This is a genomic window from Phreatobacter sp. (genome assembly GCF_052440005.1).
Lineage (GTDB): Bacteria > Pseudomonadota > Alphaproteobacteria > Rhizobiales > Phreatobacteraceae > Phreatobacter.
The window spans coordinates 1-16,538 of the sequence record NZ_JBQVQL010000027.1 but is presented as its reverse complement, the minus strand read 5'-3'; the positions used below and the strand labels follow the sequence as shown (position 1 = coordinate 16,538).

The following is a 16,538-nucleotide window of genomic DNA, read 5'->3' as shown; positions in this document are numbered from 1 at the left end:
CGGCCTGGAATTCGTCAATACGATTAACTCAATCACATCTGTGATTATACGAGGTCCCTCATGCCCGCCTGCATCACCGTCTCTCGCAAGGGCCCGGCGGCCATTCTCACCTTCGACCGCCCGGACGCCCTCAACGCCTGGCACGCGGCGATGCGGGCCGAGATCGTGGACGCCCTCGCCGCCCTCGATGCCGATCCGGCGGTCCGGGTGGTCATCGTCACCGGGGCCGGGGCGCGCGCCTTCGGGGCCGGGCAGGACCGCGACGAGCCGCCACCCGCCGATGACGCGATCGAGGGCTGGGTTGCGGACTGGGGCCGGTTCTTCGGCGCCTTCCGCAGCCTGTCCAAGCCCCTTGTCGCGGCACTGAACGGGGTCGCCGCCGGTTCGGCCTTCCAGGTGGCGATGCTCTGCGACTTCCGCGTTGGCCATGCGGGCGTGCGCATGGGCCAGCCGGAGATCAGGGCCGGCATCGCCTCCAGCTCGGGACCGTGGATCATCGCCTCCGCCCTCGGGCTGACGATCGCGACCGACCTCTGCCTCACCGGCCGCATGATTGAGGCGGACGAATGCCGCCGGCTCGGCCTGTTCAGCCGCGAGGCCGAACCCGGCGAGGTCATGGCCGAAGCCCTTCGCCTCGCCGACGACCTCGCCCGGCTGTCGCCGGTGGCACTGGCGCTCACCCGCCAGCGGCTGAAGCGGTTCGACGAGGCGGGCTTCGCCGAGACGCTGGCGCTCTGGCCCGCCATGCTGCGCGCGGTGCGCGACCGGCAGACCTGAGCCCGTCGGTCGCCCTCGCCCGAAGGCCTCAGTTCATGGTGATGCCGTTTTCCTTCACGACCTTGTCCCAGCGGGCGAGCTCGGCGAGGATGTACTTGCCGTACTCCTCCGGCGTGCTGCCGAGGGGCGTCGTCTGCTGGGTCTCCAGCCGCGACAGGAACTCCGGGTTCTTCAGGGCCGTCATCATCGCGCCGTTGACCTTCTGCACCACCTCCGGCGGCGTGCCCGCCGGGGCGACGATGCCCTGCCAGGCGCCGATTTCGAGGTCCTGCAGGCCGAGCTCGGTGAGGGTCGGGATGTTGGGCAGGGCGGCGAGGCGCCTGGTGCTGGTGACCGCGAGCGGCTTCAGGCGGCCGTCCTGGATGAAGGGCAGCGACGAGTTGATCGTGTCCGTCATGAAGTGGACGCGGCCGCCGGCGAGGTCGACGAGCGCCGGGGCGCTGCCGCGATAGGGCACGTGCGTGACCTTGGCGCCGATGCGGCCGAGGAGGAGCGCGCTGCCGAGATGGGTGATCGAGCCATTGCCGGTGGAGGCATAGGACAGCTTGTCGGCATTGGCCTTCACGTAGTCCATGAACTCCTTGACGTTGTTCACCGGCATCTGGGGGTGCACCTCGAGCACCATCGGGACGGTTGCGGTCAGCCCGATGGGCACGAAGGCCTTGGCGTCATAGCCGAGGCGCGGATAGAGCGCCGGGCTGATGGCGATCGCGGAGGTGTTGTAGAAGAGGTTGTAGCCGTCGGGCTGGGACTGGGCGATCTCCTGCGCCGCGATGTTGCCGTTGGCACCACCGCGGTTCTCGATGACCACGGTCTGGCCCATGGACTCGGCCATGTACTGGGCGAGCTGGCGGGCGACGATGTCGGTCGGGCCGCCGGCAGCGAAGCCGACGAGCATGCGGACGGGGCGGTTCGGGTAACCGGCCTGCGCGCGGACGACCGCGGGCGCCGCCAGCGACAGGCCGAGGGCCGCCGTGCCGAAGCCGAATGTGCGACGATCGATCATGAAGTTCCTCCCTTGGATGGCCGGTTCGGAACGCCGCCGGAGCGGCTCATCCCTCTCCTGCACCGGATACCACGCCCCCATGACGCGGCTCGATCCGCCTTGCGGCGGAGGCCATGTCGTGCACGCGGGCATCGACATAGGCGATCTTGTGACGCTGGACCTTCTCGGTCTCCGTCTTCGGCACCGAGGCGGCGAATTCGACGTAGCGCGGGATCATGAAGGACGGCACGCGGCCGTCGAGGAAGGCAACGACGTCGGCGGGGGCAAGGGGCGCCTCCTCCGGAACGACGAGGACCTTGATCTCCTGGCCGAGCACGGCGTCGTCGACACCGACCACGGCGCAGTCGGCGACGCCCGGCATCTTGCGCAGCACCGTCTCAACCTCGACGGGCGAGACCATCTCACCGCCGCGGCGGATCAGTTCCTTGATGCGGCCGTGGAAGTGGAGATAGCCGTCGGCGTCGAGATGGCCGCGGTCGCCGGTGTGGAACCAGAGATTGCGGCAGGCCTCCGCCATCTTGTCGGGCTGGCGCCAGTAGCCGGAGAGGATGACGCCGGGCTTCAGCGGCCGCACCACGATCTCGCCCTGCGCGCCGGCGGGTAGTTCCTCGTCCTCGGCGTCGACGATGCGGACGTCCATGTCGGGGCGCAGGCGACCGCAGGAGCCGATGCGGGTTGCCGCTTCCGTATTCAGGGAGACGAAGCCACCGATCTCGGTCATCCCGTAGAGTTCGCGCACCGCGACGCCGAAGCGCTGCTCCACCTCGCGCCAGATCTTCTCGGGCGCGCCGCCGCCGGTGCAGAAGCGTAGCGTGTGGTCGTGGTCCTCGCCGTGGCGCGCCACCAGGATCGACAGGATGGTGCCGACATAGGTGAAGCAGGTGGCGCGGTAGCGGCGCGCGTCGGCGAAGAAGGCCGAGGCCGAGAACTTCTCCCGCAGCACCAGCGCGTAGCCGACCACGAGCGCCGACATGACCGCATACATCTGCGGATTGGCGTGGAAGAGCGGCAGCACCACCATGCAGCGGTCCTGGGGGCTGAAACCGAGGGCCGCCACGATCTCGGCGCCAGCGGCCTCGTAGGCGGCGTGGCTGTTGACGACGCCCTTTGGCAGGCCCGTCGTGCCGGAGGTGTACATCATGGTGGCGGGGGCGAACGACGGCAGGCGGACGGGCTGGAGTTCGGCGCCGCCGTCGCCGCCGGCCATGAGGTCGGCGTCGGGCGCGAGTTCGATGAGCGGAATGCCCTGGAAGGCGCCCTGCCCCACGGCGCCCTGGGCCGCCAGGAAGGCGCGATCGGCGACCACGAGCTTCGCCTCCGACTGCGCGACCACATAGGCGAGGCCCTCGCCGACGAGCTGGGTGTTGACGGTGACCGCCACGGCGCCGGCGAGGTTGATCCCGAACCAGGCCACGAGAAAGCCGGCGCTGTTGCCGGCGATCAGCGCGACATGGTCGCCGGGCGCGATCCCGCGCGCCTGCAGCATCGCCCCGAAGCGGCGGGCCGCCCCGTCCACCGCGCCGAACGACCACTCCGCCGCATCCGTCACCACGAAGACGCGGTCGGGATCGGCCTTTGCATGGCGGGCGAGGAGGTCCGTGATCATGAGGCGGCGAGGACGCGCGTGAGATACTTGCCGATGGTGTTCTTCAGGATCTCCGCCGAGCCGCCGGCGATCTCATAGGCCTTGGCATCGCGCAGGAAACGGCCGAAGGGCGCATTCTCCATCACGCCGTAGGCACCGCACACCTGGACCGCGAGCGAGGCGACGTCGGTCGCGACCTTGGCGGCCTTCAATTTGGCGGCGCTGGCATAGCGGTCCTGGTCGACGCCGGAATCGAGCGCCTCGGCGGCACGATAGACGAGCAGGCGCGCGGCCTCGATCTCCGCCAGCATGTCGGCGAAGTACCACTGTATCCCCTGGAATTCGATGACGCGCTGGTCGAAGGCCTTGCGCTTGCCGACGAAGGCGAGCGCCGCGTCGAAGGCGGCGCGGGCGATGCCGATGCTGATGGCGCCGGCGAGCGTGCGGGAATAGTTGAGCGTGCCGACCGCCTGCCGCACGCCCTTGCCCTCGACGCCGATCAGCGCATGGGCGGGCAGCCGGACCTTGTCGAGCACGAGGTTGACGTGCGGGCCGTTGCGCAGGCCGAAGGTCGCCGAATTGGTGCCGATATAGGAGGAGAGGCCGTCGAGCCCCGCCGGCACGGCGAAGGTGGACACACCGACCGGGGTCTCGGCGAGGATGATGAAGAACTCGGCGGCCGAGCCCGAGGTGATGAAGGACTTCTCCCCCGTCAGAACCCAGTCGTCGCCGTCGCGCACCGCCTTGGTGTCGAGGCTGCGGATGTCGCTGCCGTGGTTGGCCTCGGTCAGGGCGTAGGACGACAGCAGCCCCCGGCCGAACTGCGGCAGCCATTCCTGCTTCAGCGTCTCGTTGCCGAAGGTGCGGATGATCGTCTGGGCCTGGAAGATGGTGATCAGCGAGATGCCGACGGCGGCGCTGGCATAGGAGACCTCCTCGAAGACCGCCGCCGCATGGCCGTAGGTAAGGCCGGCGCCGCCGTCTGCCACGGGCAGGGCGACGGCGTTGTAGCCGGCCTTCGCCATGGCTTTCAGGATGTCGCGCGGATAGACGTCGCGGCGGTCGATGTCGTCGGCCTGGGGCGTGATCTCACGCCGCGCGAAGTCGCGGATTCCCGCGACATAATCGGCGTCGATACAGGCCGGCCAGAGTTCCATCCGCTCTCGTTTCCCCGTTTTTTGGTGTTGCGGCAAACTGGCAGCATCCCTCATATTCGTCAATTTGATTTTATTTATCACATATGCGATGTAATTCGGCTGGAGGTGCCGATGCCGAGGCCGCGCAGATCGTTCGACACGGGAGGCGTGAAATCCGCCACGCGGGTGCTGGCGCTGTTCGAGCTCTTCGACCGGCTGGAGCGGCCGGCGAGCGTCACCGAGATCGCCCGCGAGATGGGCATCCCGCAGTCCTCGACCTCCATGCTGGTCAACGGCCTCATCGACCTCGGCTACCTCACCGCCCTGCCCGACCGGCGCGTGCAGCCGACGCCGCGGGTCTCCATGCTCGGGCGCTGGATCGACGGGCGCGTCACCGACGGGCGGGTGACGCGGCTGATGCGCGAACTCGGCGAGGAGACCGGCGAGACCATCCTCCTCGGCATCGCCAGCGACATCCACGTCGTCTACATCGCCGTCATCCCCGCGACACGGGCCATGCGCCTGCACATTCCCGCGGGCACCCGTCGCCCCATCGCCGGCTCCGGCATGGGACTGATGCTGCTCGCGGCGATGGACGACGCGGAGATCGGCCGGCGCATCGCGCGGGTGAACCTCGCCCGCGAACCGGAAGCGCCCGCCGTCGACCTCGCGGCGGTGATCGCAGAGGTCGGCGCCATCCGGGCCGAGGGCCATGCCGTCTCGGCGAGCCGCATCGTGCCCGGTGCCGGAATCGTCTGCACGCTCTTGCCGACCGCCGACCAGTCGCAGCCCATGGCGGTCGGCATCGGCGGCCAGGCCTTCGAGGTGGTGGAGAAGGAGGCGGCCTTCGCCGCGCTGCTGCGGGGCAAGATCGCCCGCCACTTCGGCGCGGCGGACTGAGGGAGACTGGCGCTCCGCGCAGTGCAGCGCGAACCGACCCCGCAGATCGTTTGACAGCCGCCAGGGAAAGCAACAGGGAAAACGCCGATCTCAAGGCCGCCCAGCAGAAATAAATCAACAAAACTCGATTGTTACGAGCGCAATATTATATTTTTCCAATAAATATAAATAATATAATCAAACAAACACATTCAAATATGTGTCGCTCGGTTTTTATGCTCGCTTTTGCAGGCATCAAATCATAAAAACCGATGACTATTGATCCAACGGCGCGGTTTTGAGACAATGACCTTACGGCACTTGGCTGGGTGGGGGCTGATTCTTGCAGCAAGCGCTTGGGAATGAGTGGATCCATGACGTCTATCGCTGTGCGATGGAAGAGCAGCCTTGGGAAGTTGCGCTGCGCCCTCTGATGGCGGAGTTGCGTGCCACTTGTGCCGGTGTGGTGAAGCATTCCATCGCACCGACTGGCGCCGAAGTCCTTCTGCGTGTTGACGTCGATCCGGGCACTGAACAGGCCTACGTCCAGACATACGTCCACCAGAACCCGGTGATGAACTGCCTGTCGGCCATGCCGCTTGGGCATGTGACGACCGGTTCCGGTGCGGTGGATGAGCGGTTCTATTTCTCGAGCGAATTCTACAACAGCTGGCAGAAACCATCCGGGTACGCGGACAACATGGGGATCTCCCTCGCGCGCCGGAATGGCCAGTTCGTCATGTTGTCGCTGCCCCGCGATTTTGATGCCGGCCTTTATTCGCGGGAAGAAATCAGCGCGGTCCTGCCCTACGTGCAGCATCTCGTCCGCGCCTTCAACATCTGGCTGCGACTGACCTCAACAGAGGCGCATGCCGGCTGGGTGTCCGAGGCTTTCGACCAGTTGGCTCAGGGCCTGATCATCATCGGCGATGACCGGGTGATCCTCTACGCAAACAAGGGGGGCGAGAAGATCCTGTCCGACATCGGGCCTCTGCAGCGGACGAATTTCCGCCTGCGAATCAAGGATGAGACGGCCTCGGACAAGATTGATGCGATCCTTCGCCTGTTTGAGTCGGGCGAGGCCAGCGAGACCACGGACTACGCGGTCGCAGTTCCCCGTGGGCCGGCCCGTTCTCCGCTTTTCCTGCGTGTGCAGCCTCCGCTGGGATTGCGGCCTGGCCAGCGCACCTTCGGCCTGCCCAAGGCAGTCGCGTTCCTGCATGTGGTCGATCCTGACGAAAGGCAGATTCAAAGCCTCGCCGCCTTTTCTCAGGCTTATGGGCTTACGGGGGCCGAGCAGCGATTGGCCGAAGCACTGGTGCGCATTGAATCCATTGTCGACGCTGCCAGGGCCGTTGGCGTGAGCGAAGCGACGGGGCGGACGCAGATGCAGAGCATCTATGCAAAGACCGGCGCAAGAAGTCTGGCGGGACTGCTGGCCCAGATCTATCGCAATACGCTCCCGTGACACGTTTGAGGCGGACGCTGCCTCAACGCTGAATCCGTCTGCCGACGACCTCATCGGTTCCGATGATGAAAGGCGTCCCTGCGCGGCCCTAACCTTTGGGCAACCAACAGGCAGGCAGGGCGGTTTGAAGTAGCAATCCCGACTTTTGACGATCGGCAGCCGCCCGCCGCTCCGGAAGCGGAGGCGCCTTGGAACCATGCCCGGTCCGGCCTTGCCGACAGTCGCGGAATCTCCAGACCGCTTCGCCTTTCTGTGAGTTTGCCGAGGTGACCCATGAGACCGACCATCCGCCTGAACGCGTCCTCCGATACCGGCGTCTCCCAGACGGATCGGATCACAAGGAACACGCAACTCCTGCTCTCCGGCACGGCGAACCCCAATGCGCTGGTCACCATCTTCGACGGATCGGATGTCGTCGGGACCGTTCTGGCCCTGCCGAACGGCAGCTGGCAGTTCGAGACAGGCCTGCTGGACGACGGCCTGCACAACCTGACGGCTGTGACCTTCACGTCGCCGACGGTCAGGGAGACGTCGGCAGCGCTGGCCGTCACGGTTGATACGACGACGATGAAGCCGAGCATTTCGCTGGCCGCCTCGTCTGATTCAGGGGCAAGCAGCACGGACAACCTGACCAACAAGCCAAACGTCATCCTGAATGGAGGCGGAGAGGTCGGCGCCCGGATCGAGATCCGGGATGGCGCTGTCCTACTCGGGACAACGACAGTCAATACTCTCGGCAAGTGGCAGTTCAATGCCACGAACCTGACGGAAGGCGACCATCGCCTGACCGCCACCGCGATCGACAAGGCGGGCAACGTCGCACAATCCGATTCCCTGGCGATCCGGGTCGATCGAACGCTCTCAGCGCCATCGATCCAGCTGCAAGCGGGTTCGGACAGCGGCCGGAGCGGTTCGGATTTCATCACCCGCAACACCTCGCCGACCGTCGTCGTCGCCAGCGAGGCAGGGGCGACCGTCCAGCTTTCAATCAATGGCGCCCCCGCATTGACAGCGGTCGCCGCGGAGGATGGCCGCGCCACGTTCCAGCTCAGCGAACTGCCGGATGGCGCCTATCGTATCTCCGCGACCGCGACGGACCGTGCGGGCAACACCAGAACGACGCCGACGCTTGAGCAGAAGATCCTGAAGGTCGATACGTCCGTCGTCGCTTCGAAAATTGACCTGACCGCATCAAGCGATACCGGCGAGAGCGCAACGGATAATGTCACTGCAGCACAGGACATAGTTCTGAATGGCAACACGGAAGTCGACGCAACGGTCATCCTGCGGCGTGATGGCGTTGTCATAGCCAATCTGCAGGCGGACGCCACTGGCCGCTGGACATTCATCGACGCAGGCATTCCCGAAAAGCTGGGCGCCTATATCTACACCGCCTCCATCTTTGACATCGCCGGAAATACTGCTCAAGTCACAACTGGGGTGGTTGTTGACCGGGCCGCGCCACGCAAACCTACGTTCGACTTGCCGAGTTCGATGGATACGGGCGCGTCAACAACGGACAATGTCACAAGCCTGACGTTGCTGGGAAACAGTCTCGTACTGACAGGCACAGCCGAAGCCGGCAGAACAGTGGAAATATTCCGCGATGGCGTCGCTACACCCATCGCTCGCGTGGTTTCTGTTGATGGCACATGGTCGCATGGATTTGCCAATGCCTCCGGCAGCCTCAGGCCCGCGGCCGATGGAACCGTCGTACTGCGCGCCCGCACAATCGATCTTGCCGGCAATGCAACGATGTCGGACGATTTCACCCTGCGCCTGGATTCCACGATTGGCCCGCGCACCATCGACCTGCTTGCGGCCTCCGACACCGGCATTTCCGACACGGACAACTTCACGGCCGACAGGACACCGGTCTTCACCGGCACGGCCGAGGCAGGCGCACGGGTCGAGCTGTTCATCGATGGCGTCAATGCTGGCACGGTGACCGCGGATGCATCCGGTGTCTGGTCGCTGCGCACGAACGAGCTCGCGCCCGGCGCCCATTCGGCGTTGGCCCGCACCACCGACGTCGCCGGCAATACGGGAAACACATCCCCCCTCGCCTTTACGATCACTGGCGATCCGCGCGCGCCGACCATCGATCTTGCCGAAGGTTCGGATACCGGACTGTCGCGCCTGGATGGCATCACGTTCGGGCGCGGCAATCCGACGACGCAACAGTTCCTCAATCCCGTATTCGCCGGCACCGCATCCGCCGGAGCGACTGTCTCCGTGATCGAAGGCGGTACGACGCTCGGCACGGTGGTTGCCAATTCGGCCGGCCGATGGACCTTGCAGATGCCGGATGGTTCGCCGCTGCTGTCCGAAGGCCAACACGAGATCACTGCGATATCCATCGACAGAGCCGGCGTGACGACGACATCCGGACCTCTCGAGATCACGATCGACCGCTCGACGACGTTTAACGCGTCGTCCCTGTCGATCGACAACAGCATTCGGCTCTCGACAACTGCTTTCGAGACATCCGACGCCGATCTCGTCCTTCGTGGAATCGCAGATGAGCCGGGGTCCCTGATCCACGTCCTGCTTGGGAATGTGGTGATAGGGTTCTCCGGGACGGGACCAACGGGGAGCTGGTCTATCCCGTTGCCCCCGCTTTCCGACGGCCTGCAGCGACTGAAGGTGGTGACGACGGACATTGCCGGGAACAAGGCTGGAATCGACCTTTCGATCCTGGTCGATTCGACCACGCAGGCGCCGACCATCGATCTCGGCTCATCCAGCGATACTGGCGCGTCCAGTTCAGACAACATCACGAACAGGGACATTCTGACGCTTTCGGGCACGGCCGAAGGGAGGTCGGTTGTCACCATTTTCGATGGCGATACGGCGATCGGCACCGCAACGCCCCGGGGCGGCAGCGCGACAACCAATGGCGCCTGGACGTTCTCCGCCTCAGGTCTGGCGGAGGGGGTCCACAACCTGCGTGTCGAGGCTCTGGACGCATTCGGCTTAAGGCAAGTCTCCGATACTCTTGCGGTCACGATTGATCGCACGGCGCCCGGCAAGCCGACGCTCGTCCTCGACGCGGCGAGCGACAGCGGCTTGTCGAACACCGACAACATCACCAATGCATCCATTCTCACCCTGCGAGGCGTCGCAGAGCCGGGCGTGCGCGTGGAGTTGCTGCGTGACGCGCCGATACCGCAGGTCGCTTCTGGTTTCGCAACTGCAGACCCGTCAGGCAATTTCAGTTTCTCGATTTCAGCGGACCGGATGATCGCTGCGCCGACCGGATTCATCGTTCAGGCTGTCGATACGGCGGGCAACATTTCCCGATCCGATCCGCTGAAAGTGACCATCGACACGGCGGGGCCGACGGCCGGCACGCCTCTCCTCTCGACATCGTCCGATACGGGCATTTCCGCGACCGACAACCTAACCCACGACACGACGCCGACCTTCATCGGGCGGACGGAGGCGGGCGCTCGGGTTGAATTGAAGATCGACGGCGCAATCGCAGGAACGGCGTTTGCGGATGCGGCGGGCGACTGGTCCATCACCGCGCCCGGCCTGGCTGCAGGCTTGCACACCGCCATGACGACGATCACCGATGTCGGCGGGAACGGCACGGACAGCAGGACGCGATCCTTCACGATCGACGATGCGACCGTGAGTCCAACCATCGACTTGACCGCATCCTATGACAGCGGTCGCTCGAGCACGGACAACAACACGAGGATCGTCGATCTCGACTCGTCCGATTTCGCGCCGCTGTTTCAAGGTACGGCGGAGGCTCTGGCTTCCGTCACCGTCACATTCGGGGGGCGGCAGATTACCACGACGGCGAATGCGCTCGGCCTCTGGAGCGTCGCCGGCAGCCAGTTCGCAAGCCTCGTCTTGGCTGAGGGCCTTCATGATGTCTCGGTCAGCGCAACGGATCGGGCCGGAAACGTGGCCAGCGGCGTGCCCCTGCAGATCACCCTGGACTCCACCGCGCCAGCGCGCTTCAACGTTCTCCTTGATCCCGCATCGGACAGCGGCGCGCCGGACGGCGCCTTCGACGGAGGTGTTGCGGCTTCTTATCTGACCAACGATCTGACGCCGACCTTTACCGGCGTCGCCGAAGCCTTTTCGGAAGTGCGGCTGATCCGCAATGGCGCGGGCTCCATCGGCTCGACGATTGCCGATGCGCAAGGCGCCTGGTCCTTTACCCCCGCCAATCCCATTGGCAGCCATGGCCAGTCGATTGCGGTCGACGCCAGTGTGACGGATCTGGCAGGGAACGTCAGCGCCGCCTTCGGAGCATTGATCCGGTTCGACACCGTCGCGCCGAACATCAGCATCACCACGCCGAATTTTGCGGCAACGGATACGACGCCCGATATTGCAGGCGTCACCGAAGCCGGCGCGACCGTTGAGATCTTCCGGTCTCGCCAGGGCGAAGCTGGTGTCCGAAAACTCGGAGAAACGACTGCCGCTGCCGACGGCGGCTGGCAGTTTGCCGCACCCGAACTGGTGGACGGCTTCTACAGCTTCTATGCCACGGCGACTGACGTGGCGGGCAATATGCGGCCTTCAACAGTTCTTTTCCGCACCATCGAAGGGCTGGTGGTCAGACCCACGATCGACCTGCTGCCGCAATCGGACAGTGGCCAATCGAGCACAGACAATGTCACCAATGCCAATGTCCTTTCGCTCAGCGGGACGGCGGCCCCCAATGCGGCGGTTGTAGTCCAAACGCTTTCAGGCGGGCATTTCGTCGAGACAACCGCCGATTCATCAGGTGTCTGGCGCGCAGATCTGGGCGGACTTGGCGAAGGCTCGATTTCGATTGTCGCCAGTGAAGGAACCTTGGTGGCGCCTTCGACAAACACCTCCACCCCCCTGACGGTCACCATCGATCGTACCGCGACCGTGACAGCGATAGACCTTGGCACCGATTCCGACACCGGGCTTTCTCCCACGGACAACATCACGAGTGACGCAACGCCCTCGTTCTTCCTGACAGCCAGTGAGCCCAATTTTCTGGACCCCAGCAGGGGTTCGTTCGGCGAGGTGCTCATCGACGGCAGCGGGTCGCCTATTGCGCTGGGCGCGAACCTGTCGGTCACCCTGCCTTCACTGGTCGATGGCGCGCATTTCATCGAGTCGCGGCTGGTCGACAGGGCCGGGAACGTTTCGACGCAGCGGTTGGATTTCGTGATCGACACGACGACGGTCGCTCCGACGCTGGCCCTGGACGCCGGGCAGGATACCGGCAATTCGGCAACGGATGGCATCACCCGGATCCCGACGATGGCCTTTGTCGGAACTGCCGAGCCCGGCGCGCTCGTGCAGATCGTCGTCGAAGGCACCGCTGCCGATGGCTCGGCGGTGAATGGCTCCTTCAGCTCCTTTTTTGTCGATGCGACAGGCACTTTCCAGCGCTCGATGCCGCAGGGATTGCCCGACGGCACCTATGTCTTGACGGCTCGCGCGACCGACATAGCCGGCAATGAAGCGGTTTCCGCGCCCTTCAATGTCACTCTCGACACCTTGACACCCGTGCCGACGCTGGAGCTCGCGCCGGACGTGCCGACGATCAACTTCAAGGGTCTGCCATACGTTACAGCGTCCAGCTTCGCGGTTCAGGGAACTGCAGAGGCGGGTGCGACCGTCACCGTTTCTGACGGCGGGATCGTGCTGGGCACAGCATTGGCGGCAGGCGACGGCACCTGGAGCTTCGATGTCTCCGGACGGGCACCGGGGCCTCGCAGCCTCTCGGCGGTGGCAGTGGACGTCGCCGGCAACAGCGCAGCCTCGGCAAGCCTTGCTTTCGGAGCCGCGCTCACCGGCAACGCGTTCGACAATCTGCTCATCGGCACTGCAAACGACGAAGTCATTCTCGGCCTTGGCGCCAATGACGTCCTGCGCGGGCTTGCGGGCGACGACCTGCTCGATGGTGGAGAAGGCAGCGATACGGCGGACTATTCCGTCGGCCCGACGGGCAGCGTGACGGCGAACCTGACGCTTGCCGGCCCGCAGGCTATCGGCGGTGGCGCAGGCGCGGATACGTTGGTCTCGATCGAGAACCTGATCGGTTCCAATTTCAACGATACGCTCATTGGCGATGCCGGTAACAACGTCCTCGAAGGCGGGGTCGGCAATGACGACCTCTTCGGTGGCGCAGGCCTCGACACGGCGAGCTACGCCAGCGCGTCCGGGGCGGTTGAAGTCAAGCTCCTGAAGAACCCGGCCGCCGGCCAGCCCAACGGACTGACCTTCTTCTTCGGGGGAGGCTTGGCCGCGGGATCCGACCGGCTCTTCGACATCGAGAACCTCACGGGCAGCGGCTTCAACGATCGCCTCGAGGGCGACGACCGTGACAACGTCCTGTCCGGAGGTGCCGGCAACGACACGCTCACGGGCGGCGCCGGCAACGACGTGCTCAACGGCGGCGAGGGCAACGATACCCTGATCGGCAATGTCGGCAACAACGTGCTCAACGGCGGCGCCGGCGACGACACGATCCTGGATGGGAACGATGGCGTGGCGGCCACGACCACGGCCACGACGACGATCGACGCCGGCTCGGGCGACGACCGGATCGAGATCGCCTCGACGGTCTTCGCCTCCGGCTCGATCGACGGCGGCGAGGGGACGGACGTGCTGCTCGGCGCCAATGCGACGCTGACGAACCTGACGCTGTCGAACATCGAGATCCTCGAGACGCAGGCGCTTCCGGTGATCGGTCGTGCCGCTCAGTTCGAGGCGTTCGATACCATCCGGCACTCGGCGGCCGATCTCACCACCCGCGTGGTCCTGACGCTGGCCGTCTCGGGCACGGCGACGACGCTCGATCTCGTCGACGAACTCGCGCTGGCGGGCGGCGGCAACCGGGCGGTCCTGGTCAACGGCACGTCCGACGACGAGACGATCACGACGGGTGCCGGCAACGATACCGTGAACGCCGGCAACGGCAACGACACGCTCGACGGCGGCGGGGGCAACGACACGCTGAACGGCGGCAGCGGGGCGGATCGCTTTGTGTTCGGCCCCGGAGGCGGCGCCGATACCGTGCAGGACTTCCTGCGCGGCACAGACAAGATCGACCTGACGGCCTACGCATCGCAGGGAATCGTCGGCAGGGTCGACCTGAGCTTCACCGATCTGGGGAGCAACACCCGGATTTCGTTTGCGGATGGTAGCACGATCACGTTGAACGGTGTCAGCGATCCTGCCTTGCTGACCGACTCCGATTTCATCTTCGGAGCCGCCCTGACGCCGATCGGCGCCTTCGACGCGCCGGGCGAGATCATGCCAAACCTGCCATTCGTGGGCTCAGACGGCGCAGCCATCAATCTGCTCGATACGGCCGGTGGGGCGCGCTTCCTTGTCCTGTCTGTCTGCGCAGAATGGTGCACACCATGTTTCGGTTACTCGGCCGATCTGGGTGCTGTTGCTGCGAATGCGGGCCCCGATTTCGCCTTTGTCGAAGTCCTGATCGAGAACCAGGACCAGCAGCTTTCGCAGACGGCGGATGCGCTGCAATGGCGTGACCGCTTCGGCCTGACCATCCCTGTCCTGACCACGGATGGCGATGCCCAGGCGATGACGAACTTCGTGCGCGGTGTAAATGCCGCCGCCATCCCCTTGTACTTCGTCATCGATGCCGCGACCGGCGAAATCGTCGACCGATCCACCGGCTACAACACCGTCAACGAGCGCGTGCGCGAGCTGCTGGATATCTCTGGCGGCACCCACCCGGTTTTTGGTGCAGCACCGGTCGTCCAGAACGATGCGTATGTCGTCGATCAGGATCAGACAACTGCGATCGCTTTGAGTGTGCTCGCCAATGACAGTGATCCTGAAGGCAACGCCTTGATTGCGTCCCTCGTTGCAGGTCCCGCCCATGGTTCGCTGGATCTGTATGATGATGGCACCTTCACCTATACACCGCAGACCGGCTACACCGGGTCCGACTTTTTCACGTACCGCGCGTCCGACAGCTTCAATTTCAGTGAGATCGGGACTGTCGCGCTGACGATTGAAGTCCCTGATGATGATCCGCCAACCGCCATTGCCATCGATGGTCTTGCGGCAAACATTCGCGAGAACGATCCGAACGGCTTCGTTGCAGTCGGCCAGGTGCGTGTGATCGACCCCGATGTGCAACCGGAGTTCAGGAACAATCCGGTCACGTTGTCAGGCGATCCTCGCGTCGCGTTGTCCGGTGACCAACTCTTCGTCTTTGCCGATGCCATCGACTTCGATGCGGGCGATACCGAGATCACGTTCACGCTGAGCACCGGGCCGATCTCCAGGACCGTCACGATCCCTGTCCTGGATCAGAACGAGGCACCGGTCGCCGTCGATGATGGGCCGTTCCAGGTGAGCCCAGGTCAGGACCTCTCGATCCATGTTCTGGATCTGTTGGCCAATGACAGCGACGTCAATGCAGGTGCTGTCCTCGAGATTTACGCGGTCGATGACGCCGTGAATGGCACTGTTGCGCTGATCGATGATCACGTCGTCTTCCAGGCGGACAACATCGCCTCTGCCGAGGGCTCGTTCAGCTACTTCGTTCGTGACAACCAGGGTGGCACGAGCGGAGCGACGGTCCTGCTCAACATCCAGCCCTTCGATGTGTTCCTGTGATGGCATCCGACAGTTGCTCCGGCCACTGCTTCGCGCCGTATTCCACGAAGGGCCCGACCATGACCGAGGCCGTCTGATCCTCGCCGGATCGAAGGCGCATCGGGCATTCGCGACTTTCGGCTCTCCCTGAGGAAGGGGCTTTGGCCTGAGCCCGGGAAATCGCCCGCCGTTTCTGCCAGAACCGGAAAATCTTCGGTTCGAGAGTGGCTGGTGCCGGCGGAGAGGATCGAACTCCCGACCTTCGGTTTACAAAACCGCTGCACTACCGCTGTGCTACGCCGGCCCCGGGGCGGCGTCGGCGACGCGTCCCTGAGCCTGCCTTCTACCCGCTGGCGGCGGCGATTTCAAATCGTCCGGCGTGGCGAAGACATCGGTAGCGCGATGGGGAAACGGCGGCGTTCCGGCCTTTGCCACCATCACGCGGCGGCCCGCTTCACCGGCCGTTAACCAGTCGCGCGCCTTATGGTCGCCCAAGTTCTTTGGCTCATGCGTCGCCAACGTCCGGTCGGCCGGACCCGCGTCGAACCCTTCAGGGGTTGCGCTGGTCGGGCTCTCTGGCACATCTTCGGGGGACCATGTGCCAGGCGTATCAAGGCTCTTGCGTATGCGTGACCTGACCCGCGGCCGTTCCGGCAAGCCTGCCCGCCCCGCCCGGCAGGACGGGCCCCGCTTTCCCTGGCTGACCGTTCTCGCCGTCTCGGCAGGCCTCGCAGGCCTCGCGACCTATTCGCTGCGCGGCGACAAGGGGGCCGTGGCGCTCGCCGCCATCACCGCGGTGGAGACCGGCTCGCTCGCCGACCCCAGGCCCTCCTTCGCCGCCCTCGGCTCCTTCGCTCCGCTGCTCGACCCGGCGCTGGCGCTCGGCCATCCGCCGGCGACGCTCGCCGAGAGCCGCCCGCTCGGGGCCCACTGGCAGCCTGCCGCGCCTGTCGCCGTCGCCCGTGCCGCACCCGAGGCCGCACCCGCGGCGCGCCCGAACGTCCTGGCTCTCGCCAGCCTGCCGGGCCGTGAGGCCGGACTGCCCGAGGTCAGCAGCCTGATCCAGCCGGCCCCCCTCCCCCCGGCGCGGCCGCAGGCGCAGGC

Annotated in this window: 7 protein-coding genes, 1 tRNA gene and 1 pseudogene; 5 read left to right on the top strand and 4 right to left on the bottom strand. The window is 65.2% G+C overall.

Going from position 1 to position 16,538, the window contains the following annotated elements; translation table 11 throughout:
- Positions 1–60 precede the first annotated feature (60 nt).
- Positions 61–777 carry an enoyl-CoA hydratase/isomerase family protein gene (locus ACT6XY_RS08900; RefSeq protein ID WP_444747976.1) on the top strand — a complete coding sequence of 239 codons (717 nt, stop codon included), beginning with the start codon at positions 61–63 and terminating at the stop codon, positions 775–777.
- A 28-nt stretch (positions 778–805) separates the two neighbouring features.
- Here ACT6XY_RS08900 and ACT6XY_RS08895 read toward each other — a convergent pair whose 3' ends face one another.
- The 3 genes from ACT6XY_RS08895 to ACT6XY_RS08885 are packed head-to-tail and all read right to left on the bottom strand — an operon-like array spanning position 806 to position 4,525.
- Positions 806–1,783, bottom strand: a complete 978-nt coding sequence (locus ACT6XY_RS08895) for a Bug family tripartite tricarboxylate transporter substrate binding protein (protein ID WP_444747975.1) — start codon at positions 1,781–1,783, stop codon at positions 806–808.
- Positions 1,784–1,829: 46 nt separating this feature from the next.
- Positions 1,830–3,389, bottom strand: a complete 1,560-nt coding sequence (locus ACT6XY_RS08890) for a class I adenylate-forming enzyme family protein (RefSeq protein ID WP_444747974.1) — start codon at positions 3,387–3,389, stop codon at positions 1,830–1,832.
- A complete protein-coding gene (locus ACT6XY_RS08885) occupies positions 3,386–4,525 on the bottom strand; it encodes an acyl-CoA dehydrogenase family protein (RefSeq protein ID WP_444747973.1) in 1,140 nt (379 codons plus the stop codon). The genes ACT6XY_RS08890 and ACT6XY_RS08885 overlap by 4 nt, the downstream gene beginning before the upstream one ends.
- Before the next feature lie 147 nt (positions 4,526–4,672).
- On the opposite strand from ACT6XY_RS08885, the gene ACT6XY_RS08880 reads away from it, so the two are divergent.
- From ACT6XY_RS08880 to ACT6XY_RS08870, 3 genes are all read left to right on the top strand, one after another.
- On the top strand, positions 4,673–5,404 hold the full coding sequence (locus tag ACT6XY_RS08880) for an IclR family transcriptional regulator (protein ID WP_444747972.1): 732 nt from the start codon (positions 4,673–4,675) through the stop codon (positions 5,402–5,404).
- Between the two features lie 322 nt (positions 5,405–5,726).
- Complete coding sequence (locus tag ACT6XY_RS08875) at positions 5,727–6,851, top strand: helix-turn-helix transcriptional regulator (RefSeq protein WP_444747971.1); 1,125 nt, start codon at positions 5,727–5,729, stop codon at positions 6,849–6,851.
- A gap of 273 nt (positions 6,852–7,124) precedes the next feature.
- A complete protein-coding gene (locus ACT6XY_RS08870) occupies positions 7,125–15,455 on the top strand; it encodes an Ig-like domain-containing protein (RefSeq protein ID WP_444747970.1) in 8,331 nt (2,776 codons plus the stop codon).
- A 208-nt stretch (positions 15,456–15,663) separates the two neighbouring features.
- Here ACT6XY_RS08870 and ACT6XY_RS08865 read toward each other — a convergent pair.
- Positions 15,664–15,738 (bottom strand) — tRNA-Thr (locus ACT6XY_RS08865).
- Positions 15,739–16,059: 321 nt separating this feature from the next.
- On the opposite strand from ACT6XY_RS08865, the pseudogene ACT6XY_RS08860 reads away from it, so the two are divergent.
- A pseudogene (locus ACT6XY_RS08860) lies at positions 16,060–16,538 on the top strand (hypothetical protein); the annotation flags it as partial.

Excerpts from the sequence above, each read along its gene's own strand:
- ACT6XY_RS08890 (WP_444747974.1), bottom strand. The coding sequence starts at position 3,389 with ATGATCACGGACCTCCTCGCCCGCCATGCAAAGGCCGATCCCGACCGC.
- ACT6XY_RS08885 (WP_444747973.1), bottom strand. The coding sequence starts at position 4,525 with ATGGAACTCTGGCCGGCCTGTATCGACGCCGATTATGTCGCGGGAATC.
- ACT6XY_RS08870 (WP_444747970.1), top strand. The coding sequence starts at position 7,125 with ATGAGACCGACCATCCGCCTGAACGCGTCCTCCGATACCGGCGTCTCC.
- ACT6XY_RS08900 (WP_444747976.1), top strand. The coding sequence starts at position 61 with ATGCCCGCCTGCATCACCGTCTCTCGCAAGGGCCCGGCGGCCATTCTC.
- ACT6XY_RS08895 (WP_444747975.1), bottom strand. The coding sequence starts at position 1,783 with ATGATCGATCGTCGCACATTCGGCTTCGGCACGGCGGCCCTCGGCCTG.